General features: G+C 60.1%; 21 protein-coding genes and 3 pseudogenes. 12 read left to right on the forward strand and 12 right to left on the reverse strand.

Features of this window, described 5'->3' with window-relative positions; translation table 11 throughout:
* The coding region (locus Q8O29_RS09860) for a response regulator (RefSeq protein ID WP_305562289.1) at window positions 1-4,222 on the forward strand (4,222 nt) is incomplete at its 5' end.
* A gap of 28 nt (window positions 4,223-4,250) precedes the next feature.
* On the forward strand, window positions 4,251-5,966 hold the full coding sequence (locus tag Q8O29_RS09865; protein ID WP_305562291.1) for a response regulator: 1,716 nt from the start codon (window positions 4,251-4,253) through the stop codon (window positions 5,964-5,966).
* Here Q8O29_RS09865 and Q8O29_RS20355 read toward each other — a convergent pair.
* From Q8O29_RS20355 to Q8O29_RS09880, 3 genes are read right to left on the reverse strand one after another with little or no spacing between them, the layout of a single operon-like run.
* Complete coding sequence (locus Q8O29_RS20355; protein WP_371134197.1) at window positions 5,963-6,280, reverse strand: DUF5985 family protein; 318 nt, start codon at window positions 6,278-6,280, stop codon at window positions 5,963-5,965. The genes Q8O29_RS09865 and Q8O29_RS20355 overlap by 4 nt on opposite strands.
* Window positions 6,276-6,533, reverse strand: coding sequence for a DUF5985 family protein (locus Q8O29_RS09875; protein ID WP_305562293.1), 258 nt, complete (start codon window positions 6,531-6,533; stop codon window positions 6,276-6,278). The genes Q8O29_RS20355 and Q8O29_RS09875 overlap by 5 nt, the downstream gene beginning before the upstream one ends.
* Window positions 6,526-6,876: a hypothetical protein gene (locus tag Q8O29_RS09880; RefSeq protein WP_305562294.1), complete on the reverse strand. Its 351-nt coding sequence runs from the start codon at window positions 6,874-6,876 to the stop codon at window positions 6,526-6,528. The genes Q8O29_RS09875 and Q8O29_RS09880 overlap by 8 nt, the downstream gene beginning before the upstream one ends.
* 162 nt (window positions 6,877-7,038) lie before the next feature.
* Here Q8O29_RS09880 and Q8O29_RS09885 point away from each other — a divergent pair.
* Window positions 7,039-7,212: pseudogene (locus Q8O29_RS09885) on the forward strand (IS5/IS1182 family transposase); the annotation flags it as partial.
* On the opposite strand, the gene Q8O29_RS09890 reads toward Q8O29_RS09885, so the two are convergent.
* The 3 genes and pseudogenes from Q8O29_RS09890 to Q8O29_RS09900 form a co-directional block, all read right to left on the reverse strand.
* Window positions 7,179-8,561: an ATP-binding protein gene (locus Q8O29_RS09890; protein WP_305562296.1), complete on the reverse strand. Its 1,383-nt coding sequence runs from the start codon at window positions 8,559-8,561 to the stop codon at window positions 7,179-7,181. The pseudogene Q8O29_RS09885 and the gene Q8O29_RS09890 overlap by 34 nt on opposite strands.
* Window positions 8,543-9,207: pseudogene (locus Q8O29_RS09895) on the reverse strand (response regulator). The gene Q8O29_RS09890 and the pseudogene Q8O29_RS09895 overlap by 19 nt, the downstream one beginning before the upstream one ends.
* Before the next feature lie 43 nt (window positions 9,208-9,250).
* A complete protein-coding gene (locus Q8O29_RS09900; RefSeq protein ID WP_305562298.1) occupies window positions 9,251-10,030 on the reverse strand; it encodes a hypothetical protein in 780 nt (259 codons plus the stop codon).
* Between the two features lie 542 nt (window positions 10,031-10,572).
* On the opposite strand from Q8O29_RS09900, the gene Q8O29_RS09905 reads away from it, so the two are divergent.
* From Q8O29_RS09905 to Q8O29_RS20365, 7 genes and pseudogenes are all read left to right on the forward strand, one after another.
* On the forward strand, window positions 10,573-11,103 hold the full coding sequence (locus Q8O29_RS09905) for a cupredoxin family protein (RefSeq protein WP_305562327.1): 531 nt from the start codon (window positions 10,573-10,575) through the stop codon (window positions 11,101-11,103).
* A gap of 106 nt (window positions 11,104-11,209) precedes the next feature.
* A complete protein-coding gene (locus tag Q8O29_RS09910) occupies window positions 11,210-11,620 on the forward strand; it encodes a copper-binding protein (protein WP_305562300.1) in 411 nt (136 codons plus the stop codon).
* A 78-nt stretch (window positions 11,621-11,698) separates the two neighbouring features.
* Window positions 11,699-13,549 carry a copper resistance system multicopper oxidase gene (locus Q8O29_RS09915; protein ID WP_305562302.1) on the forward strand — a complete coding sequence of 617 codons (1,851 nt, stop codon included), beginning with the start codon at window positions 11,699-11,701 and terminating at the stop codon, window positions 13,547-13,549.
* A 9-nt stretch (window positions 13,550-13,558) separates the two neighbouring features.
* Entirely contained in the window at window positions 13,559-14,263 is a 705-nt protein-coding gene (locus Q8O29_RS09920; protein WP_305562304.1) for a copper resistance protein B, read from the forward strand.
* A 137-nt stretch (window positions 14,264-14,400) separates the two neighbouring features.
* A complete protein-coding gene (locus Q8O29_RS09925) occupies window positions 14,401-14,955 on the forward strand; it encodes a cytochrome b (RefSeq protein WP_305562306.1) in 555 nt (184 codons plus the stop codon).
* A gap of 22 nt (window positions 14,956-14,977) precedes the next feature.
* A pseudogene (locus Q8O29_RS20360) lies at window positions 14,978-15,211 on the forward strand (hypothetical protein); the annotation flags it as partial.
* Complete coding sequence (locus Q8O29_RS20365) at window positions 15,108-15,461, forward strand: VIT1/CCC1 transporter family protein (protein WP_371134196.1); 354 nt, start codon at window positions 15,108-15,110, stop codon at window positions 15,459-15,461. The pseudogene Q8O29_RS20360 and the gene Q8O29_RS20365, both read left to right, overlap by 104 nt.
* A gap of 58 nt (window positions 15,462-15,519) precedes the next feature.
* On the opposite strand, the gene Q8O29_RS09935 is transcribed toward Q8O29_RS20365, so the two are convergent.
* From Q8O29_RS09935 to Q8O29_RS09960, 6 genes are all read right to left on the reverse strand, one after another.
* Window positions 15,520-16,116, reverse strand: coding sequence for an undecaprenyl-diphosphatase (locus Q8O29_RS09935; protein ID WP_305562310.1), 597 nt, complete (start codon window positions 16,114-16,116; stop codon window positions 15,520-15,522).
* 174 nt (window positions 16,117-16,290) lie between these two features.
* Window positions 16,291-16,680: a PepSY domain-containing protein gene (locus Q8O29_RS09940; protein WP_305562311.1), complete on the reverse strand. Its 390-nt coding sequence runs from the start codon at window positions 16,678-16,680 to the stop codon at window positions 16,291-16,293.
* A 31-nt stretch (window positions 16,681-16,711) separates the two neighbouring features.
* Window positions 16,712-17,908 (reverse strand): MFS transporter, encoded by a 1,197-nt coding sequence (locus Q8O29_RS09945; protein ID WP_305562313.1) that lies wholly within the window; start codon window positions 17,906-17,908, stop codon window positions 16,712-16,714.
* Complete coding sequence (locus Q8O29_RS09950; RefSeq protein WP_305562315.1) at window positions 17,908-18,483, reverse strand: DedA family protein; 576 nt, start codon at window positions 18,481-18,483, stop codon at window positions 17,908-17,910. The genes Q8O29_RS09945 and Q8O29_RS09950 overlap by 1 nt, the downstream gene beginning before the upstream one ends.
* A gap of 162 nt (window positions 18,484-18,645) precedes the next feature.
* Window positions 18,646-20,292: a phosphoethanolamine transferase gene (locus Q8O29_RS09955; protein ID WP_305562317.1), complete on the reverse strand. Its 1,647-nt coding sequence runs from the start codon at window positions 20,290-20,292 to the stop codon at window positions 18,646-18,648.
* Window positions 20,289-20,990 carry a phosphatase PAP2 family protein gene (locus tag Q8O29_RS09960; RefSeq protein WP_305562319.1) on the reverse strand — a complete coding sequence of 234 codons (702 nt, stop codon included), beginning with the start codon at window positions 20,988-20,990 and terminating at the stop codon, window positions 20,289-20,291. The genes Q8O29_RS09955 and Q8O29_RS09960 overlap by 4 nt, the downstream gene beginning before the upstream one ends.
* A 292-nt stretch (window positions 20,991-21,282) precedes the next feature.
* Between Q8O29_RS09960 and Q8O29_RS09965 the strand changes: the two genes are divergently transcribed.
* On the forward strand, window positions 21,283-21,966 hold the full coding sequence (locus tag Q8O29_RS09965; protein WP_305562321.1) for a response regulator transcription factor: 684 nt from the start codon (window positions 21,283-21,285) through the stop codon (window positions 21,964-21,966).
* Window positions 21,963-23,318 (forward strand): histidine kinase dimerization/phospho-acceptor domain-containing protein, encoded by a 1,356-nt coding sequence (locus Q8O29_RS09970; protein WP_305562323.1) that lies wholly within the window; start codon window positions 21,963-21,965, stop codon window positions 23,316-23,318. The genes Q8O29_RS09965 and Q8O29_RS09970 overlap by 4 nt, the downstream gene beginning before the upstream one ends.
* Window positions 23,319-24,046: the final 728 nt, after the last annotated feature.

The following is a 24,046-nucleotide window of genomic DNA, read 5'->3' on the forward strand; positions in this document are numbered from 1 at the left end:
CAACGGCGACCTGTCCAAGAAAATCACGGTTGACGTGCAGGGTGAAATCCTGGAACTCAAGGAAACCATCAACACCATGGTGGACCAGTTGCGCTCCTTCGCGGCCGAGGTCAGCCGCGTCGCGCGTGAGGTCGGCACCGACGGCAAGCTCGGCGGCCAGGCGCAGGTGCCCGGCGTGGCGGGCACCTGGAAGGACTTGACCGACAACGTCAACTCCATGGCCGACAACCTGACCGGCCAGGTCCGCAACATCGCCGACGTGGCGACCGCGATTGCGCGCGGCGACCTGGGCCGCAAGATCACGGTGGACGTGAAAGGCGAGATCCTGCAGCTCAAGGAAACCATCAACACCATGGTCGACCAGTTGTCGGCCTTTGCCTCGGAAGTGACACGCGTGGCGCGCGAGGTCGGCACTGAAGGCAAGCTGGGCGGTCAGGCAGCCGTGCCCGGCGTTGCCGGTACCTGGAAGGATTTGACCGACAACGTCAACTCCATGGCCTCCAACCTGACCGGCCAGGTGCGCAACATCGCCGAGGTGACAATTGCGGTGGCCAACGGCGACCTGTCCAAAAAAATCACGGTGGACGTGCGTGGCGAGATCCTGCAGCTCAAGGAAACCATCAACACCATGGTCGAGCAGTTGCGCTCCTTCGCCTCCGAGGTCACGCGGGTGGCGCGCGAGGTCGGCACCGAAGGCCGCCTTGGCGTGCAGGCTGTGGTGCCCGGTGTGGCTGGCACCTGGAAAGACCTGACCGACTCGGTCAACACCATGGGCGCCAACCTGACCTCTCAGGTGCGCAACATTGCCGAGGTGACGACCGCCGTGGCGCGGGGCGACCTGAACCGCAAGATCACGGTGGACGTCAAGGGCGAGATTCTCGAACTCAAGAACACCATCAACACCATGGTGGACCAGCTCAACTCCTTCGCCGGCGAGGTCACGCGGGTGGCGCGTGAGGTCGGCACCGAGGGCAAGCTCGGCGGGCAGGCACAGGTCAGCGGCGTGGGCGGCACCTGGAAAGATTTGACCGACAACGTCAACTTCATGGCCTCCAACCTGACCGAGCAGGTGCGCGGCATCGTGAAGGTGGTGACCGCCGTGGCCAACGGCAACCTGACCCAGCGGCTCACGGTGCAGGCCAAGGGCGAGGTGGCGGCGCTGGCCGACACCATCAACGGCATGACCGACACGCTGGCGATTTTTGCCGATCAGGTGACCAACGTGGCGCGCGAGGTCGGCGTGGATGGGCGGCTGGGTGGCCAGGCCAACGTGCCCGGCGCGGCCGGCACCTGGAAAGACCTGACCGGCAACGTCAACCTGCTGGCCGCCAACCTGACGACCCAGGTGCGCGCGATTGCCGAGGTGGCAACCGCCGTGACCAAAGGCGATTTGACGCGCTCCATCCAGGTCGATGCCAAGGGCGAGGTGTCCGAGCTCAAGGACAACATCAACACCATGATCTCGAATTTGCGCGAGACCACCGAAAGCAACCGCGAGCAGGACTGGCTCAAAACCAACCTGGCGCGCTTCACCGGCATGCTGCAGGGCCAGCGCGAGCTCAACACCGTTGGCAAGCTGCTGCTGTCGGAGCTGGCGCTGCTGGTCCATGCCCACCAGGGCACCGTCTACCACTGCACCAGCACCGCCAGCGGGGACGGCGACCTGACCCTGCTGTCGAGTTATGCACAGGCAAACACTGTGAAGCTCGCGCAAACCATAGCGCTGGGTGAAGGACTGGTGGGCCAGTGCGCCGTTGAGAAACGGCGCATCCTGATCGCCGATGCACCGTCGGACTTCGTCACCGTCGCGTCCAGCCTCGGCGAGTCGCGGCGGGTCAGCGTCGTGGTGCTGCCGGTGCTGTTCGAGAACGAGACCAAGGCCGTGATCGAGCTGGCCTCCCTGCACCCGTTTTCCACCGTCAACCTCAACTTCTTGGATCAGCTCGCGCTGAACATCGGTGCGGTGTTCAACACCATCGAGGCGACCATGCGCACCGAGGGCCTGCTGACCCAGTCGCAGCAACTGACGGTTGAGCTCCAGTCGCGGCAAAGCGAACTGCAGCAAACCAACGAAGAACTGGGAACGAAAGCGCGCCTGCTTGCCGAGCAAAACGAAGAGGTTGAGCGCAAGAATCGGGAGGTCGAGCAGGCACGCGGAGCGCTCGAAGAAAAAGCGTCAGAACTGGCGCTGACATCCAAATATAAGTCGGAATTCCTGGCGAACATGTCGCATGAGCTGCGCACGCCGCTCAATTCCATCCTGATCCTGAGCCAGCAACTGGCGGAAAACTCCCCCGGCACACTGTCGCCCAAACAGGTGGAGTTTTCCCGCAACATCAACTCGTCCGGCAGCGACCTGCTGCACCTGATCAACGACATTCTTGATCTTTCCAAGATCGAGTCCGGCACAGTCACGGTGGAGGTCGAGGAAATTCCATTCGCCGGCCTGCGCGACAACATAGACCGCAACTTTCGGCATGTGGCCGAGGCGAAAAACCTGCCTTTCCATATCCGGTTCTCCGACGATCTGCCGCGCTCCATGGACAGCGACCCCAAACGCTTGCAGCAGGTGCTCAAGAACCTGCTGTCCAACGCCGTCAAGTTCACTTCGCAAGGTCAGGTGGAGGTACGCGTCGGCCTGGCCACTGAAGGCTGGAGCGCCGAGCACCCGGTGCTGAGCCAGGCGCAGCAGGTGGTGGCCTTCGCCGTCGAGGACACTGGCATCGGCGTTGCGCCCGAAAAACAGCGGCTTATTTTTGAGGCTTTCCAGCAGGCCGACGCCGGCACCTCGCGCAAATACGGCGGCACCGGTCTGGGCCTGGCCATCAGCCGCGAGCTGGCTGTGCTGCTGGGCGGCGAGATCCGGCTGAGCAGCGTGCACGGCAGGGGCAGTTGTTTCACGCTTTACCTGCCGCTGCATTACGTGGGTTCAGACGGAGCGGTATTGCGGAGCACGGAGCAGGTCACGGACGCGTCGCGCTCGGTGGTCGCGCTGCCGGCGGCACGTGAGGAGACCATCGCCGACGACCGCGACAGCATTGCCACCGACGACCCGGTGCTGCTGATCGTCGAAGACGACCCGCACTACGCGCGCATCCTCCTGGGCCTGGCTCGGGACAAGGGCTTCAAGGGCATTGTCGCCACACGCGGCGCCCACGGCCTGGTGCTGGCGCGCCAGTACCGGCCGGCGGCGATTTCCCTGGACATCTTCCTGCCCGACATGCTGGGCTGGACCGTGCTGAACCAGCTCAAGCTGGATCCGGCCACGCGGCATATTCCGGTGCAGATCGTGACGCTGGAAGAAGAGCGCCAGCACGGCCTGTCGCGCGGCGCCTTTGCCTACTTGGTCAAGGAGCCCACGACTGCCACTCTTGAAGTGGCCTTCGAACGCATCAAGGAATTTACCGCACCGCGCACCAAACGCCTGCTGGTGGTGGAGGACAACGCCATCGAGCGCAATGCCGTCCTGGAGCTGCTCGGCCATGACGACATCGAGATGGTGGCCGCCGGCAGCGGCGACGAGGCGCTGAAGGCCATGAAGAAAGAGGCCTTTGACTGTATCGTGCTAGATCTGCGCCTGCCCGACATGACCGGATTCGAACTGCTGGAAAAAGTGCACGCCGACCCGGACCTGGCCGCAGTGCCGGTGGTGGTATTCACCGGCAAGGACCTGAGCCGGGAGGAGCAGTCCCGTCTGCATTCGATGGCCAAGAGCATTGTCCTGAAGGATGTGCGCTCGCCGGAGCGGCTGCTGGATGAAACGGCGCTGTTCCTGCACCGCGTGGTGACCGGGCTGCCGTCGCAAAAGCAGGAGATGCTGGAGCGGCTGCACAACTCGGCCGAGGTCCTGCGCGGTCGCAAGGTGCTGGTGGTCGACGACGATGCGCGCAACATCTTCGCGCTAACCTCGGTGCTCGAGAACCACGAGGTCGAGGTGATCAGTGCCACCAACGGGCGGCAAGCCATCGACATCATTAAGAGCTCACCTGACATTGTGATGGTGCTGATGGATATCATGATGCCCGAGATGGACGGTTATGAGACCATGCGCGAGATTCGCAAGGACCCCCAGTTCCGCACCCTACCTATCCTGGCGTTGACTGCCAAAGCCATGAAGGGCGACCGCGAGAAATGCCTGGATGCGGGCGCCAGCGATTACATTGCCAAGCCTGTCAATACCAACCAGTTGCTGTCCCTGATGCGCGTCTGGCTGTTCCGCTGATATCCCCCCTAACCTGGCCAGGCCTGACGTGAAAAGCATTCTCTCCCCGCACGCAACGAACCCGGCGATCATTGATCAGGTCAACATCCTGATCGTCGACGACGAGCCAAAGAACCTGACCGTGCTGGAATCGGTCCTGGATGACCCAGGCTACCGTCTCGTGCGGGCCAACTCGGGTCAGGAAGCCCTGCTGGCGCTGATGGCTGAGGAATTTGCGGTACTGGTGCTGGACGTGCGCATGCCGGGCATGACCGGGTTTGAGCTGGCGCAGATTATCAAGGAACGCAAGAAAACCTCGCGCGTACCGATCATCTTCCTGACCGCTTATTACAACGAGGACCAGCACGTCCTGGAAGGTTACGGCAGCGGGGCGGTGGACTACCTGCACAAGCCGGTCAACACGGCCGTGCTTCGGTCCAAAGTCGCGGTGTTTGCCGAACTGTTTTCAAAAGGCCGGGCGCTTGAACTCGCAAACCGCACACTCATGACGGAAATCAGCGAACGCCGCAAGGCCGAGGAGCGCCTGCGCGAACTCAACGAGACGCTGGACCGACGCGTCACCGAGCGCACCAACACCCTGGAGCTGCGTGAAGCCGAACTGCGGGACGCCAATCGCCGCAAGGACGAATTCCTGGCCACGCTGGCCCACGAACTGAGGAACCCGCTGGCGCCGGTACGCAATGCGGTGCAGTTGCTGCGCCTGAATGGCCTGGCCACGCCGGAGCTGCAGTGGAGCGCAGAGGTGATCGACCGTCAGATTCAGGCCATGAGCCGCTTGATCGACGACCTGATGGACGTGAGCCGCATCAACCAGGGCAAGATCGAGCTGCGCCACGACTGGGTCACGACAGAGGATGTTCTGCGCGATGCCGTCGAGTCCAGCCGTCCCCTGATTGACGAGTGCGGCCACCAGTTGGTGCTGACACTGCCCGCAGAGAAGCTCTCGCTGCACGCGGACCGCACGCGGCTGACACAGGCCTTCATGAACTTGCTCAACAACGCCGCAAAGTACATGGACCGGAGCGGGTGTATTGAGGTCAATGCACAACGTGACGGCGCCGACGTGGTCGTGACCGTGAAGGACACGGGCATAGGGATTCCCGCCGACCGGTTGCAAAGCGTTTTTGAGCTGTTTTCCCAGGTGGAGACCACGCTGTCGCGTTCGCGTGGTGGACTGGGCATCGGCCTGTCGCTGACCCAACGGCTGGTCGAGATGCACGGCGGCAGGGTGCTGGCGCGCAGTGAGGGCACCGGACTCGGCAGCGAATTCGAAGTGCGCTTGCCACTGGCGCTCGAGCCGTCCTCAGAAATGTCGCCACCGCCTTCGCAAGCCCTGGGGGTCGAGCGCTTCATTCCTTCGCAAGAGTTGCGGATCCTGATTGCCGACGACAACCAGGACGCATGCGCCACCCTGGCGAGTCTGCTGGAACTGATGGGCTATTGTGTCCGACAGGCGCATGACGGTCAGGCAGCCGTGGATGCGGCCGCCGACTTCGATCCGCAGGTGGTGCTGCTGGACATCGGCATGCCCAGGCTCAACGGCTACGAGGCTTGCCGGCAAATCCGCGACCAGGCCGGCGGCGCGGCCCGAACCATTGTTGCCTGCACCGGCTGGGGCCAGGCCGAGGACAGGCGCAGGTCGGATGAGGCAGGGTTTAACCAGCACCTGGTCAAACCGGTGGATCCTGGCGTGCTCTTCGAGCTGTTGGCAACGGTGGCAGCTAGCGCCAAGGCCGGTTCCTAATCCTCAGGTTGGCCGACGGCTTTTCCGCCACCCGAGCGGGACGGGCGGTTCTTGTCCCAGATCGCCAACAGGATCAGACCGTAGCTGATCAGGCGGATCCCGTAGTAGACCGGAAACTCCTCACTTATCTCCCCTGCCCAAACCATATAGCTGCGGTTGACGGCTTCCAGCCAGAACGAGGCCGCGAAGTACAGGAAGAAACGGTCACGGGTTTTCCACCAGAAGCGGAAAAAAATAGACCCACCGCCAGTGAGGCCAGGGCAATAGCGCCCGACAGGAAGTTTTCCATGATGTGTGTCCCCTTCCTTCCTAATCGTCTTGCCAAATCAGGCCGTACAGCAGCAGCAGCAGCGCCACCAGTGCTGAAGACAAGCGCCAGATCGAGAAATTCACATCTGGAAAGACCAATTTGTCGAGTACCAGAATCATGTTGTTGAGCGCGAGCGCCGAAAAGCACAGCCCGCTCCAGAACAGCAGCGGGAAACCGCTGCGCCGATAACTTCGCAGCAACAGCCAGGCGCAGATCAGCGATGTCACCGTACACAGAAGGTAAATGAGTTCAGGCATCGGGCTTCTTTCGCCAAATGAACGCGTTGGCAAACTTTTCAGCCTTGCGTTCGTGGGTCGCGTGGATCAGGTGGGTCACTTCCACCAGGTGGAGGGCATAAAACTCTGCCAACCGGTCCACCATGCCGGCAAGTTCGGAGGTCTCGGGTCGGTAGCAATAGCCGACGTTGGCACCCTCAGTCGGCACCACCACCCTGGCCTCAAGCAGTGCCTGCAGCAGCTCTTCTGATTTTTTTTCAATGATGTACAAGCGGCGGGCGAGCCGGCTCGCGTCCCAGGGCAACTCGGACTCTCGCCTGAGCAGCAGCATCGCTTCAAGATAAGGCACTGACCTCACACTCATCAGGATGAAGCTCCTGAGGTCTGGGGGTACCGTCATTTTGCTCATGGATTTTTTCAGGAATCGGTACGGAACAAGGTCGGGTGCAGGGGTCCGGGAGTTTGCGCAATACTCGCGATTATGCTGCGACAGCCACGACCGCGAAGGCTGAAGCGTTTCATACCGATGAAACAACAAACTCTGGCGATGGCCGCTGACCAATCAAGCTACGAGCACTACCGCAAGCCCACCAGACGAGACGAGTTTCTGGCGACCATGCAGGCCATCGTGCCCTGGGCAGCGCTGTGCGAAGTCATCGCGCCGCACTACCCAAAGACGGGCAACGGCCGGAGCACCGTCGCAAGTAAGACTACTCGCACCCGCAGTCCAGTTTTCTTCTTTTCATCGGAGTAGCTCATGTGAACAATCGCACCAATTCGGGAAGCTATTGCTTTGACTATGGACAACCCAAGTCCTGAGCCCGTTTCGCTATTTCCTAATACCCGGTAGAAAGGGTCAAAAACCCGCTCCCGCTCTTCTTCGGGAATGCCTGGACCAGTATCTGCAATTGTCAGCGTCACAGTGCCGTCGGAGGCTTCCGCAGATAGATCTATCCGGCCGCTCTGCGGGGTATAACGAATTGCGTTGTCCACAAGATTTTTAACCAGTGCATAGAGATCAACCTCTGAAGCGCCGACCGTCGCATCCATCTCACCGGTAACGCCCAGGTCAATACCTTTCGACTCTGCCAAGGGCATCAGGTCTTCCAGCACCTGACGAAATACCAGTTGTATCGATACTGCTTCGCTCGCTTCCAGGGGCAGGGGCAGGTGCTGGGCCCGGGCCAGTGTGAGAAGCTGATCGAGCAAGTTGCGATTTCTGTGGATACCTTGACGCAGCGTAGCGAGTCTGCTTGCTGCTTCCAGCGACATCTCGGCTGCAGCCATCCGCTCGGCCTGTAAGGATAGGGCGGTCAAGGGTGAGCGTAACTCGTGTGCTGCGTCAGCGACAAAACGGCGTTGCACCAGCGATGACTGGGCAATGCGCGACAGCAGTCGATTGATGGCTACGACAAAAGGACGGATTTCAGAGGGAAGGCCGGTGGCCGTTATCTCACGCAAGTCGTCCTCCGAGCGCATATCCAGGTCATCGGCCAAGGTTTTGAGCGGTTGAAACATCTTGCGGATGAGGTCTGCCACCAGCAATAGCAAGACAGGAAAAAGTACAAAAAACGGCATCAGGGTCCGAAGCGCGCCGTCGCGCGCAACCTCATCCCGCACGGCAATTTTTTGACCCACCGCGATTCGTGAATCCGCGTCCAGGGTCTGCACAAACAAGCGCCACGAGACGCCTTGCGTTTCCACGGTCTGAATGCCTTCTGGCAAATCACTGGCCAAACCTGGAAGCTCTCCAGTCAACAGGGGTCCAGCGGCGGCTGACTGGGTCAAAAGTTGCACCGCAACCCGAAACTCCGCGTCACGGTCAGGCACCTGCTTGGGTGACTTGGCAAACCTCAATGGCGCGTCTTGTCTGGCAATCATGGCCGCCATCTGTCGCAGCTGTTCGTCTTGCAATTCGATCGCCTCTTCGTAGGCGGATACGAAAGAAAAAATACCGGCTGAAATAGCCACCACCATGATTGCGATCGATAGAGACGCCGAAAGCCTGAGTTGGAGCGACTGCCTGATTCTTATTTGGAAACCATCCATCCGACCCCCCGGACATTTTTGATAGAGCCACTTCCCAACTTCTTGCGCAGCGAGTGAATCAAAAACTCGACGGCATTGCTTTCAACCTCCTCGCCCCAGCCGTAAAGGCGGTCTTCCAGTTCGCTGCGCGACAGGATGGCTCCGGGTCGAATCAGGAGAGCTTGCAGCAGCGAAAACTCCTTGCCTGACAAGCGAATTGAGACGCCGTTCGACAAAACCTCGCGTGTTGCAGGATCGAGGGATAAACTGCCATTTGACAGCATAGGCCCTGAGGCGCCGCCTTTTCGACGTATGACCGCACGCATCCGGGCGAGCAACTCGCTCATTTCAAACGGTTTCAATACATAGTCGTCGGCGCCGCTGTCCAGTCCACCAATCCGGTCTTGTAGCGCGTCGCGCGCCGTGATGACCAGCACAGGTACAGCGTTCCCGCGTTCCCGCGTGACCGCACCGTGCGCAATACTTCAAGTCCGCCTTTTTTTGGCAATCCCAGATCAAGCAGCACAACGCCGTATTCCTGGGTGGAGATCGACGCCAGCGCCATGGAACCGTCGCGCACCCAGTCCACCGCGTAGCTCGCATCTTTCAGGGCCTGCGCAACGGCCTCGCCAATCATTGCATCATCTTCGACCAGCAGCACCCGCATTTAATAAGCTTTCAATGTAGCTATCGACGTCGCACCTACAGACTCATGCCTTCGAAACTTCAGACCTCCTCTGCTCCGCTGCCATGTAGACAACCAACCCCAAAATGGTCGAAAGAAAAATCAAACTGGTTACCACCGTGCCCAAACCAAGGCCGCCGCTGGCAACCGGTTGAGACAGCAGATCGCCCCAGGACGCTCCAAAAGGACGCGTCAGGATGTAGGCGATCCAGAATGCCAGAACTGCATTGAGTTTCAGACCGTAGTGCGCCAGAGCAACGGTGCCGATCACCGCGCCAAAGGCCAATGCCGACCAACCGTAGCCCAGGCGCATACCTTCCGCGACAAGGTCGCCCGCTGCCGTACCCAGGGCAAATGTGAACAGGATGGCGCACCAGTAAAACAGTTCTCGACGGGTGGTGTAAATGCTGTGAATTGACAGTGTCTTTTCACTCAAGTACCACGCAATAAATGTTGCCAGCAGGACCCCACTGAATACCATGGTCGTGGTTTGCAGGGTGACGGCAAAATTATCCACAAGGTTGTCCGTGATGAGCGTTCCGAAAACACTCAGCAGCACAACCGCCACCCAGTAAATCCAGGGGATGTAGCGCTTCGCGCGAATCTGGAGAAACAGCACCACAAGGAGCAAGCTGCCCATGACGATCGAGGTCTTTGTCAAACCCAGGTTCAGATTGACATTGAGAAAATCAGCTGCAGTTTCCCCAACTGTCGTCGCCATGATCTTGATAATCCAGAAAAATATCGTGACCTCGGGGACCTTGTTGAGCATGCCGCCCGATTTTGCCGTCAAAGAAGTATTCATGAGTTGCTTTCGTTACGCTTTCCACGCCGGAAAGCATGGACAACGCGACTGTCGCGGCGAACACTTAGGCAATACTTAGGAAGTCACTTTAACACCCGCCCTCGGCGAATCAGTGCAGCAAAAAAACTGAAGGCGACGGCCTATGGCATTCCACGACATTACCTTGTCCAGTCAAAACCCTTGCGCAGTTACCCGGCGGCTTCGGGTTCGCCTTCAAGCGCAAGTTTTATTAAACGGCTATTTTCGAACATAACGGATTTGTAATCTGGGAGCCAGCGTGGCGTTGGCGCCGGCTTTATACAGTGGGAACCGTGATGCAGCGTCTGTATCACGATGGTCCCAGTTGTTGAGGCCACGTCCTGCAATCGACAGTCAAGGAGACTTCATCATGCTGTTTCGTCAAACCGAATTTGCGCTGGCCCATGAGGAGCGTCACGCTTTTTGCAAGGAATACGCCAAGTGAGCGGCGTAGCTCACCCAGGCTGGGTGAGCGCCACACGGCATATTTTTACAGTTTTCATTCACATCATTTAGGATTTTTCATGACAAACCGTCTTCGCACCGCCACGCTTGCCTTTGCCCTTTCCGCTGTATCAGCGCTAACCTTTGCCGCTGGTTCACACGGGGGCGGTCACGACGAGGTCGCCATCGGTCAGCCTGGAAAAACGGCCAACGTCAGCCGAACCATCAACATCGACATGACCGACAACATGCGCTTTTCTTCGGCGGACATTGCTGTCAAACAGGGTGAAACCATACGGTTCGTGGTCAAAAACTCTGGCCAGATCAAGCATGAAATGGTGCTGGGTACGCAAAAAGAACTCAAGGAACATTACGCCATGATGATGAAAATGCCCGAAATGGAGCATGCCGACGCCAACATGATCACGGTCGCGCCGGGCAAAACCGGCGAAGTCGTCTGGCAGTTCACCAAGGCGGGCAAGGTGGACTTCGCCTGCCTGCAGCCTGGCCACTACGACGCTGGCATGAAGGGCCTGGTGACCGTCGCCGGAACTGCTGGAGCCACTGGAGCCGCGCCGAAAGCTGGTGCTGCTGCAGGCCACAAGCATTGATGACAGCGCATAACCCTACAGCGTTTTGCACGGTTTTTGCGCCCTGAGTGACACCATTTTCGATATAAAACTACCATCCTCCAACTTTACTGAAATCGAGCACATTATGAAAACCTCTAATTCCTTCGCTGTTCTTGGCACCCTCGCACTGGCAGCAGCTTTCGCAACCAATGTCTATGCCCAAACCACGATGAGCAAGGACAGCATGCCGGGCATGAAGATGGCGCCCACGGACAAGGGCGGCATGGCGGGCATGAACATGCCGGGCGTGGCCACGGACACGTCGGCAACAGCTACCGCGACAGACGGTGAGGTTCGCAAGATCGACAAGGAAAACCAGAAAATCACCTTGAAGCATGGCGACATCAAAAACCTCGATATGCCCGGCATGACCATGGTTTTCAAGGTCAAGGACGCCGCCTTGCTGGACAAGGTCCAGGTGGGTAGCAAAGTCAGGTTCAAGGCCGAAAAATCGGACGGCGCGATAGTCGTGACCAGCATGGAAATTGCCCAGTAAGCAGGGGGCAGAGGAACGCCGACGCAGTCGGCACAGCCTGTACCGCGTCACTTTTGCACGAAAAAAAATGAGATCACCATGGATGAACTGAAACGCAGATCGCTGCAGTCGCTGCTTGGCCTGGGCGCTCTGGGAGCGCTTCCACCCGCATGGGCACAGCTACGCGCTGTTGAGATTGGCGCGGTACCCGTCAACCGCGCCTACGACCTGACGATTGCCGAGACGGCGCTCAATATCACTGGCAAGCCTGCCATGGGCATCACCATCAACGGCACCATGCCGGGGCCTGTGCTGCGTTTCCGGGAGGGTGACGAAGTCGTTATTCGCGTGACCAATCAGCTCCGCGAAATCACCGGCGTTCACTGGCATGGCTTACTGGTGCCCAACAGCGAGGATGGCGTGCCAGGCGTTACCTTTCCGGGCATTCAGCCGGGCGAAACCTTTACCTACCGCTTCAAGCTGCGCCAGTCGGGGACGTACTGGTACCACAGCCATGCAGCGCTGCAGGAAGCGGCCGGGTATTTCGCCCCGATCATCATCGACCCGATCAAGCCCGATCCGTTCAAGTACGACCGTGAATACCTTGTGATGCTTTCGGACTGGAACGACACGCCACCGCAGCAGGTGCTGGCGAACCTGAAGAAGGTTGACGGCTTCTACAACTACCGGCGCATCACAACGCCGCAATTTCTTGCCCAGCTACGCAATGCGCCCGACAAAAAGGCGCGCGAAGCCATCTGGAACGATCGCATGGAATGGACCAAGATGCGCATGGACCCGACCGACTTCAGCGATGGCGGCGACGAGTGGACTTTTCTGATGGCGGGCAAAAAGCCTGCCGAAAACTGGACCGCGCTTTTCAAGCCCGGTGAACGCGTACGCTTGCGCTTCATCAACGCTTCGCCGATGAATCTGTTCGACGTCCGGATTCCGGGCCTGCCCATGACTGTGGTGCAGGCCGACGGTCAGAACGTGAGCCCCGTTGAAGTCGATGAATTCCGCATCGGCAACGGTGAAACCTACGACGTGATCGTCCAGCCAAGGGAAGCCAAGGCCTACAGCATTTTTGCCCCCACGATCGCACGCATCGGCTACGCGTTGGGAACATTGGCACCGGAACTTGGCATGAGTGCCCCCGTGCCGGACATGGGACCGAAGCCCGTGCGGACGATGGCCGACATGGGTATGGCGGGCATGAACATGAGCGGCTCTGCCGATACCCCGGGCGCGGCAGATGCTTCAGGCATGGCCGGAATGCCCGGCATGGATACCCAACCCGCTGCAAACGCGAGCATGGCAGGTATGGATATGGGAAAACCGGCCGCCACGTCGCCAGGCGCGTCTATGGCCATGCCTTCCACGCCTGCTGACAAGGCTATGGCCGACATGCCCGGCATGTCAGCATCGGGCAAGCCGGCGCCTGCGGCGAAGCCGGAAGATTCGATGGCTGGTATGCCCGGCATGTCGGACCAGACGGCGGCCGCCCCAATCGTTGCCCCAGTTGATGTGGACGGCCTGCGCCGGCTGAAATACACGCTGCTGCGCGCTGCCACCCGCAACGCCGACAACCGTGCGCCCGAAAGAGAACTTTTGGTGCGGTTGACCGGCGACATGACGCGTTATTTCTGGTCGATGAACGGCAAGAAACTTTCCAATGCCAAGCCCTTCAAGATAGGCCTTGGGGAGCGTGTGCGCATCAAGATGGTCAACGAAACCATGATGGAGCACCCGATGCACCTGCACGGTGTATTTATGGAACTGGTCAATGGCAATGGCGTCTTTAGCCCGCGCAAGCACACCATCATCGTGCCACCGGCGCAAACGGTGGAGCTTGATGTCACCTACGAAGACAAAGGTACCTGGGCCTTCCACTGCCATCTTTTTTACCACGCAGCGACCGGCATGATGCGCCTCGTCGAAGTAGCCTGAAACTTTGCCATGACGAACAACTGTCCCAAACAAACAGCATCGCTGCGCTGGCTCGCCGCCGCAGCCCTCGGCTTGTCCGCCCTGTCTGCACAGGCCATGGAAGACGAATCGATTTATTCCTACACCAAGGTCGAAGCCGGAACCGGCAAGATACGCGGCCAGGCGGGCTCAAGCCAGTCATTCAGTGTGGACGGCTGGATCGGTGGCGACTTCAACCGCCTGTGGTACCAGTTTGACGGAGAACGCACGGGGGGTCGAACCGAAGCTGCGGAACTGCAACTGCTCTACGGCCGCTACATCGCCCCGTTTTGGGACGCGCAGGTGGGCCTGCGTCACGACGCGAGACCCGGTCAGCGCAATTACCTCACCGTGGGCGTGCGCGGCCTCGCGCCCTATGCCTTCGACGTGGACCTGAAACTGTTCGTTCGCAACGACGGCAAGGTGTCTGCGCGCACCCGGTTCGAGAACGACTTTTTGCTCACCAACCGTTTCATCGCGCGCCCGTACATCAATGTGGAGTGGTCGGCCTCCAACCTTGATGCAACCGTGCGCAGGGGACCCTACCAGACCGATGTCGGCCTTCAGGCGCGATACGAATTCAACCGCCAGGTTGCCCCCTATGTCGATGTTTCACGGACTTTCTATCCGCGCGCACAATCGGGCGGTCCGCGTCCCGCAACCACGGTTCGTGCCGGCTTACGCGTGATTTTCTAGACCGCGAAAGGAACGGCCCCGCTGCGGTTTGGGATGCCTCATGTTTTAGGGATATCCTGCCGTAGCAAAGGCTTTTCCGGCTTCAGCCGCCGTTAGTTCGCTTCAGCGATGATGCCTCCCTCAATCCAGAAACATTCATGACTACATCACTTTCAGGCGCGGCTGCCGGCCGCTACAGTCGGCCCGCGCTGTTTTTTCACTGGGTGCTGGCCGCACTGATCCCCTTTCAGATCGGCCTTGGCTGGTACATGCTGTCCATCGAGGGCACACCGGGCAGCGCTGCTTACTTCGCATTGCATGTCTCTCTCGGTTTGACAGCCTCCGTGCTGATTGCCTTGCGGCTGCTGTGGCGGCTGCGCAATCGGCCGCATCCTTTGCCGGATGGCATTCCCGGCTGGCAAGCAAAAACAGCAGGGCTGACGCACGTGTCGATGTATGTTTTGCTTCTGGCCATGCCTGTGACGGGCTACCTTGGCGCCGCGTTCGGCGAGGATCCCATGGCTTACTTCGGCCTTCCGCTGCCTGCGTGGGCTACGGCCAATGACGTGTTGAAGGAACAACTCTTCACGGTGCACGGCATCATTGCGTGGGCGCTGGTGGCGCTTATCGTGCTCCACGTCGGAGGCGCATTCAAGCATCTTCTGATTGACAAAGACGGCGTATTCGGGCGCATGTGGCCGTGGCAGTCCTGACCCCACCGGCCAGGAGCTTGCCATGCCCCTGGGAGGCTGGACGGCAGAAAGGACGTCGGCTGCAAAGCGCCCGCGCCGGGGCCACTTTTCGCTGCGACGCCTTCTGCCGCCTAGGCTCCTAGCGCAGGAGGTGGCGCGGCAGTTGATGGCGCATGACGACATTGGCGCGCACGCACGGGACGAGTTGGGTATCACCGAAACAGCCAGCGCCAGACCACTCACAGCGGCCGCCGCGTCGGCCCTGGCGTTTACCGCAGGTGCGGCCCTGCCCTTTGCTGACGGTGCTCTGGATGCCCCAGCGGCTGATGGTGGCCGGGGTCAGCATCGCATCACTGTTTTTCCTGATGGTTCTGGGCGCGCTTGCCGCAAGCGCTGGCGGCGCACCCGTGGCGAAAGCTGCTTTTCGGGTGACCGCCTGGGGCGCGTTTGCACTGGCGGCGACGGCAGGCGTGGGCATGATGTTCGGTGCCCGCGCCGAGGGCTGTTGCCACGGCCATCGCCGGTGAGCGGCATCCGGCGCCCCTGTCCATACCACCCTCTCGCGGCGCCACAGGGCACTGGATGTCACTTTAACACCCACCCCCGGCGAATCAGTACAGCAAAAAGGCGGCGATAAATGGCGCTGGTCCACCGGAAAACGGGCTCTATGAAGCGGCGCTCCTCGCGCAGACACAGCCAGGCGCTGAGCGCTGCGACGATGGCAGCGCCAAGCATATCCAGGGGGAAGTGCACGCCGAGATAAATACGCGCCCAGGCTACTGGCAGACCGAGGACCGCGAGAAGAAGACCGGCCCAGCGGGGGCGGCGGTGCATCAAAAAACTGAAGGCGACGGCCCATAACAAAGTCAGGTGGTCGCTGGGAAAAGATGAGTCGGCGGCATGAGGTATCAGGGTATTGCCCAGTCCCAGCATGAAGGGCCGGGGATGCTGCCAGATCACACCAATGGCCTGGTTGATCAGGAGTCCCGCCATGCCGGCAGCTGTGGCCTCAAGCAGCAGTTTGCGAGTGTGCTCGTTACCGCGTAGCCAAGCACCGATCAAAACCAGCGGAATCAGCCAGATCGAATACTCCGCCAGCAGCCTGGCAGTCCACAACAGCAGCGTGTTGGGATGTTCAGACGCATTGATCAGCAGGAACAATGCCTGGTTGATGTCATTCATGAAATTTTTGAAAAAACACCGGAACACTTCTATTAAGCGTTTCAAAACTCATGACAGTCGGAACACTCAATCCCTCACCCCGGCCCTCTCCCAAAGGGCGAGGGTGAGAACCGTCCAATTCACTGTCGTGTATTTGGAAAAGATCAATAAGTCCTTGGTGTTGCGGCAACAAGGTCAGTCTGCTTTGTCATCGCCGTCGTCGTGCTCAGCCTTGTCCTCCCTGGAAGAAATAATGGTTCCCTTGTCTCCATCGACCTGGACATCGAAGACTTTCGCACCGCTGATGACTTCAATGTCGTAGGCCCAGCCGGTTTTGTTCTTTTCATATTCTGCGCGGGAAGCCTTGCCGCCCGCATGTTGCTCGGCAACCGCAATGGCTTGCGTCAAGGACACTTTGGCTTGCGCCGCCGCGATAGCGTCATTGTCCGTGGACTTGGCGGCGAAAGCCATCGCGCCAGCCGTGGCAAGGGCGGCGGTGACAAGGGCGATTTTTGTGTAGCGAAGCATATTGAAATCTCCAGTTGATACACGCAGAAATTTGCGTGAATTGAAGATTAATGACACAGACTTAGCGCACACTGAGTGCAATTTTTAGTTACTTTTTAGTTGCCCCAAAAACCGCGTTCGATGCAAACAGCGCCACCAGCGCCAACACAGCCCACAGCGCGCCACCGGAGAATGCTGCCGCACTCCCCCAGGTGACCCACAACCAACCTGCCATCACCCCACTGGCCAACTGGAAAACACCGGTTACGAAATGGAACAGTCCAAACGAAGTTGCATACATGTCTGGCGGCGACGATTGGGCAACTGCAGCGGACAGACCGCCCTGCGACAGGCCCATGTGCAGGCCCCACAGGGCAACGCCTGTCCAAAACCCCCAAGTCCCTGGATACAGCGCCAGAGCCAACTGGGCGCCAGCCAAGGCGATCAACGATAGCCCTAGAACAACTTGTCGATTGGTGCGGACGGCGAGTATGCCCGCAGGATAGGAAGACAAGGAATAGACCGCGCTCATGACGATCATGACCATGGGTATCCAAAGCAGACTCAGTTTCATTTCCTGAGCCCTCAGCACCAGAAATGCTTCTGAAAGGCGAGCGAGCGATATCAAGGCCGTGAATCCAAGCAGGTGCCAAAATGCGGGCGGTAAGGCGCGAATCCGGTCGACGTCCAGCCGTAATGCGCCCGTTTTTTGGCGCCGGGCCGCGATCTGAGGCTCGTCGACGCCGACGGCCAACAGCAGGACCGCAATCGCAGCCGGCACCACGGCCACCCACAAAACGGCACGCAGATTGTCAGCCCAGAGCCATAGAAACAGCATCGCCAGAAGCGGACCAAGGAAGGCACCGACCGTATCGAGCGATTGGCGCAGGCCATAGGCCGCGTCGCGCATTTCAGGCGGCGTGACATCGGCAACGATGGCGTCCCGAGGGGCACCGCGAATTCCCTTGCCGATCCGGTCCACAAAACGCGCAGTGACCACACCTATGGCCGTCTCTGCCAGCGGAAAAAATGGCTTCGTTAAAGCGCTCAAGCCGTAACCGAGCAAAACCAGAGGTTTGCGGCGGGCAAACCGATCAGACACAAAGCCGGATACCACCTTCAACATCGAGGCAGTGGCCTCAGCAATCCCCTCGATGATGCCAACCGCCAAAACCGACAAGCCGAGCACGGCCGTCAAGTAGACCGGGAGCACTGCATGCACAAGCTCTGACGACATGTCCATGAACAAGCTGACGAAGCCAAGGACCCATACATTCTTGGGTATGTGCTTCAACGGGCTTGACATCAGGGGGAAACCTTGTCGGTCCCATAGAAGCGGCGCCAGAGCCAATAGGCCAGGCCGACTCCGAAAATAATTCCCACAGCTTGCCACTCATAGTGGGCCACCTGGGAAAGTACCAAGGATATGGCGCGCCCGAACACATAACCCAGCGTAGAAAAAATGATGGCCCAAATGATTGCCCCGAGGGCATTGAAAATGAGGAAATCCCGCCACGGGACATGAGCCACCCCAAGGGCAATTGGCCCCGCTGTGCGGAGTCCGTAGAGAAAGCGGACGCCAAACACAATCCAGCGGCGGTGGCGATGGATATGTGGATTCATGCGTGACACGCCGCGCCGCAAACCGGGAAACCTGGCCAGCAACTGCTCGCCTCGCCAGCGGCCCAGAGCATAGTAGGTTTGATCAAGGACAAAATTAATCAGCGCCGCCAAGGCCGTGACCTTCCACCATGGCGCGTAACCCTGATGGGCTGCAAAGCCAGCCAGCACCACCGTGGTTTCTCCCTCGATCAAGCTGCCCAGAGCAATCGCGGTGTAAACATGGTCCTTGAGCAACGTACTGATATCGAGAGAAATCATGAAGGAAAATGCTTTTGAGAATTGCACAATTGTGCCCGTCAATGACATTTTGTTAACTGACGGTAGCAGCACAGGGCTAGCTGCTGATCTCGCTGTAGCTGTCTGACAAAGCCAAATCCGCTGGCATCCTTGTTGTCGGGTGAGCGAGGTTGAAACATATGCTCATGACGACTCTACTCCTTTCGACAAACACCTTGAATACACATCCAATTCCTGCCGGTAGACGCTGCTTTGAATTGCGAGCAACCCCAGTACGGAGTGGAAATAGTAGTCGTGTGTGACAGGCCGATCCACTGTGTCGGCTAGGCAGGATGATGTTGCACCTGTTCGAACTTCATACGAACGCGATAGCCAGGTGATCCACGGAACCCTCTTTTGCACGTCAGGCGCTATGAGGTAAGGCATTCCGTGCAAATACAGGTTTTTTTCTCCCAGGGATTCTCCATGGTCTGCAACGTAAAGCATCGCCGTATCGTACGCAGATTGTTGAGTTTTTAGCCAGTTGATAGTGGAAGAAAGAAAGTGATCGGTATACGCGATTGAGTTGTCGTACGCGTTAACCAGAGACGCGTTGTCACAATTTTGCAGGTCGTTGTCCGTGCACTCAGGGGCAAATCGCTTGAAGGCTTGCGGAGAACGCAAATAGTAGGCGGGCCCATGGCTGCCCATTTGATGAAAAACCACCACCACGCCCCGAGCGCGGCGTTCCGCAGGCAGTGCAGCGATACGTTGATCGAGCCCTTCAAGCATGATGCCGTCGTAACATTCACCGCCGGAGCATAAGGTCGGATGAGAAAGGTTGGATGTGTTGACACTTGCCACTCGGTCGCAAGCACCTTTGCAGCCCGATTGGTTGTCGACCCAGAGCACCGCCATGCCGGCACGTTGAATGACGTCGAGCAGTCCCTCGGCGTTATTTTTCCTGGCCTCGTACGCCGTACGCCCCAACCCAGAGAACATGCAAGGCACCGACGCAGCCGTGCTGGTGCCACAAGCCATGACGTTGCGAAAACTGGACACGCCTTGGCGCATCAGCTCGGGTGTGGTGTCGCGGCCGTACCCATTCAAGCCGAAATTACCGCTGCGCCCCGTTTCTCCGAGCACCAATATCAGCAGCGGGGGGCGCCCGCCCGGTACCAGCGCTGCCCGCGCGTCCAGCCCCATCGGCTGCAGCGCGATGCTGCTGCGCCGCAGCGGCTGGCTGGCCAGGTGGCCCAGCGCATACATCGCATTAAGCGGGTTCACGAGGTAACGCAGCTCCTTGTGGTTGCGCATGGTGGAGGCCAGCGGGCTGAAGCTGACCAGCACTAGCAATACCAGCGCCAGCAGCGCGGCAACCGCCTGCAGCAGGTTGTGGACGCTGCGACGCGGCCAGCGGCCGAAATCCACCGGCCAGCGCCACACCACCGTGCAGGGCAGCGCGCCCAGCAACAGGAGCGTCGCGGCCAGCCTCAGGCTCAGCAAGTCGCGCACCTCGCTGGTGTTGGTCTGCAGCGCATTGTTGATCATCGACGTGTCAATGAGCACGTGGTAGGCGAGCATGAAGTGCGCGCCGAAAGCCGATGCCAGCAATAGCAAGGCCAGCACCGGTTTGAGCGTCCAGCGCCAGGCCAGCAAACTCACGATGCCGGCCAGGCAGGCGGTGATCATCAGTGCAAACGCAAGGGCGAACAGCCAGCCGCCCATCTGACCAAACAGGCCCAAATCGCGCATAACCAGCCACAGCGGCAGGTTGGCGGCCGAGGCCAGCCAGGCACTCACAGCAAGAATCACCCAGCCAGGATGCAGCAAGGCGGTCCGCGCCCTCATACCGCCTCGCCGGGATCGGCGCCTGTCGCCCTGGCGCCGACGCGCGCGAACAGGCCGTCCATAGCCCAAGCCACACACCAGCAGATCAAGGCCGTCCACAAGGTATGGCTGGTGAAATGCGCCCCGCGGATTTGCTGCGCCAGGCCCAGTGCCAGGCCTACCAGCAGCGCCGCTGCCAGCCAGCGGCGCGCGATCACCGGTGCCGTCTCGCGAAACGCAAAGTAGCCGCCCACAAAGGCAAAACCGGACGCAGCATGTCCCGCAGGGAAACAGCGGCCACTGCCGCCGTCGGGCGCGAACACATGTTGCCAATGCGGCGTGTAATGCGCCACGCCGCCAAAGTCGGCCAAGCTCCAGGGGCAGCTTGCGGTGCTGAACGATTTGAGCGCGCTGACCACCAGCACGGCCAGCAGCGTAGTGCTTGCCAGTTGCAGGCGGCGATGCATCGGCAGGCGCCGCAGCCAGCCCACAGGCCACCAGACCGCCACACACAGTCCCAGCGCCAGCAGCCAGGCCAGACGTTTGGCGCCGTCGTGCAGCACAACAGTCAGGAAAGCGTTGTCACGCAGCGGGAATCCGCCCGCCCCACCAAACCCGTGTGCCAACGCCAGGTCCAGCCCCGAGAAGTCCCAAGCCACCAGCAGCAGGCCCAGCGCGGCCGTAACGGCCGCCAGTTGTCTGTTTGAAAAACTTTGCATGGGCGCAGCATCGGCGTCCTGTCTTAAGTCTTCCTTAAGGGAAATGACTCTTACTTACGCCAAAGGTTGTCATCCCGGCCTTGAGCCGGGATCCATGGCATCGCGCAGGCCTATGGGTCAACGAGCATAGATTGCGGGTCGAGGCCGCAATGACAACGTCGGACGTCATCCACGTGCCCGCCTGTCGGTCACAGCAAAAAGAATCCCGTCTCAAGCCCGCGCGACAGGCTACTCGGCATTCGCGACTTGTGCAGGTGTCATTCTCCTCAAACGCTGTCAAGCACAATACGGCATGCGTGTACTGGTTGTTGAAGATGATGAAGGTATTGCCACCGGGCTGCAGGCCCACTTGAGGCAGCTTGGTTGGGCGGTAGACATGACGGACGCTGTCGAAACCGCCTGGACCGCACTGCGTGTCGAGCCCTTCGACCTGGTGCTGCTGGACCTGGGCCTGCGCGACGGCGACGGCGCCGAGGTGCTGCGGCGATTGCGCCAGGCAGCGCTTGGCCGGTTGCCAGACGCAGCCACACCGGTACTGGTCATGACGGCGCGTGACCAAGTCGCCGCGCGCATCGAATGCCTGGACATGGGCGCCGACGACTATGTGATCAAACCCTTTGATCCTGACGAGTTGGCCGCGCGCATGCGCGCCCTGCGCCGGCGTTCGGTCGGCCGCGCGCAGCCACTGATCTGTGCCGGTGCGCTAGAGATCGACCCGTCCAGCCGCAGCGTGCGGCTGGACGGCAAGCCGGTGGAGCTGTCGGCGCGCGAGTTCGGTGTGCTGCTGGCGCTGATCGAGGTACGGCCACGCGTGCTCTCGCGCCCGCAGATCGAGGCACGTCTGTACAGCTGGGACAACGCACTCGACAGCAACGCGGTGGAGGTTCATGTGCATCACCTGCGCAAAAAACTCGGCGAAGGAGTCATACGGACACTGCGCGGTGTCGGTTATTTTGTTCCGGAGGACAAGGCATGAAGCTGCAACGCTCGCTGACGCTGAGCCTGATGGCCTGGGCCATGGGCGCACTGCTGGTCGTCTGGGGCAGCTTTGTGGTGCTGGGCTACCAGACCGGCATCCATGAGGCCGATGAACTGACCGACGGCCACCTGGCCAGCGTGGCCCTGCTGCAACTGGCGCAGAATCCCCGCCCTGTAGGCGCGCTCGGCAATGCGGCCAGCCTGCCCGGTCTGTCCAGCCTGAAGAGCCATGACTACCAGCGCTCCATGAGTGTGATGGTGTGGAATGCCGCAGGCCAGATGCTGCTGCGCACCGGTGAAGCGCCCGAATTCGCATTCAATGCGCAGGAAGGTTTTGAAACCCTGCAACTGGGCGCACCGCCGGTGGCCTGGCGCGCCTTCTCGCGCTGGGACGGACCAAACCGGCAGAAAAAAGTCACCGTGCTGCTAAGCATCAGCGAACGCGACAATCTGGCGCACGACATTGCAGAGCAGGTCGCCGAGCCCGGTTTCTGGCTGCTGCCGGTGGTTGCGCTGGCGTTGGGTCTGGCGATACGCCGCGGGCTGCGGCCGCTGTATGCGCTGGCGCGCGACGTGGACGCGCTAGACATCCACCAGCCCGCGCCGCTGCGCAGCCCGCATCTGCAGCGCGAGTTCACAGCGGTGGTCAACTCCATCAACACGCTGGCAGCGCGTTATCAGGCGGCAGTCTCGCGCGAGCGGGAACTGGCCAGCGAGCTCGCACACGAGTTGCGCACGCCACTGGCCTCGCTAACGCTGCAGGCCCATGCCCTGCGTGAGACCACCACGGGCCCCGCGCATGACGCCTTGCTGGTCCAGCTCGAACGCGACGCCTTGCGGGCTGGCCAAGTGCTGTCCAACCTGCTGGCGCTGGCCCGCGCCAGCCGCACCGAGCTGGTCGAAGCGATGCAAAGTGTCGATCTGGACCTGATTGCCCGAGCCGAAGTTGCCGAGTTCGGCCAGGCCGCGCTGGACAGCGGCCATGAGCTGGCGCTGACCAGCCCCGGCCCGTTCGTCATACCCGGCCATCCGGTGCTGCTGGGCTTGGTGCTGCGCAACCTGATCGAAAACGCACTGAGCCACACGCCGGCCGGCACCAGCATCGAGGTGCAACTCGATCCGCAGGCACGCTGGCTACAGGTCTGCGACACGGCCGTTCACAACGCCGAGCAGCCGGGCACCCCAGCGGTCAGCGCGTCGCACCACCATTCGCTCGGCCTGGGCTCAGGCCACCGCGTGGTGGAAAAAATTGCGGCAATTCATAACGCCCGGTTTGAAGAGGCGCTGGCGCCCACCGGCTTCAGCCGCTGCTACCGAGTGGTGTTTCGCGAGTCGTCGGCACTGGCCTAAGGGCCTTCCCACCGGACAACACTATCAAATTAATAGCTACTTACGCGCGCTGGACAAGGGCTACAGACCTTTTTATTCATCAATGGCAAAACCATGCATTGCCAAAAAGCGAGGGACTGCGAGTCAACAAGTCAACGCAAGAGTCCCAAGCATGATGACGGGACATTTCGATGCGCACGACGATTCCGTTGCAAAGCCCAGGGCATAGACCCGTTCTGCAACACTGGCCGATAAACAGCCCGTATAGTTTTTTGAGCTTCATTGCTCGCTTTTAATTCCCTCCCTGCGCCGCTTTGTAGCCACCCTTCTTCTGCTGTTTGTCTTCTCTCAGGCCTTCGCTACGGGCGTTCAGGGGACAGTACTTGCGCATGGCGACACAAAAGACTCCGGCCACACCTCGATGCACTGGGCAGGCGTGGCTCATCATCATGATTCGCAAGGTGGCTCGCACCAGGACAATTCCGACAAGTCCGTCCAGCATATCTTGGCTGACCTGGCGTTGAGCGCTGCGGCAATTTTTCTGCCAGCGCCGTTTGCAACTTTTCTCCCTGAGCGTTCACCGCCTCCGCCAACCCTTTCAAACTCCTCTAGGAGTCTGGGCGGCAGAAGGCGTCGAAGCGAGAAGTGGCCCCGGCGAGGACAGTTTTTGCCGGGTTTGCAGCCTCATAGCCGTAGCTATGGGGCAAAAAGCCGGTGAAAAATGGACCGTCGCGGCCGCTTTGCAGCCG

This window comes from Polaromonas sp., assembly GCF_030689685.1.
Lineage (GTDB): Bacteria > Pseudomonadota > Gammaproteobacteria > Burkholderiales > Burkholderiaceae_C > Polaromonas.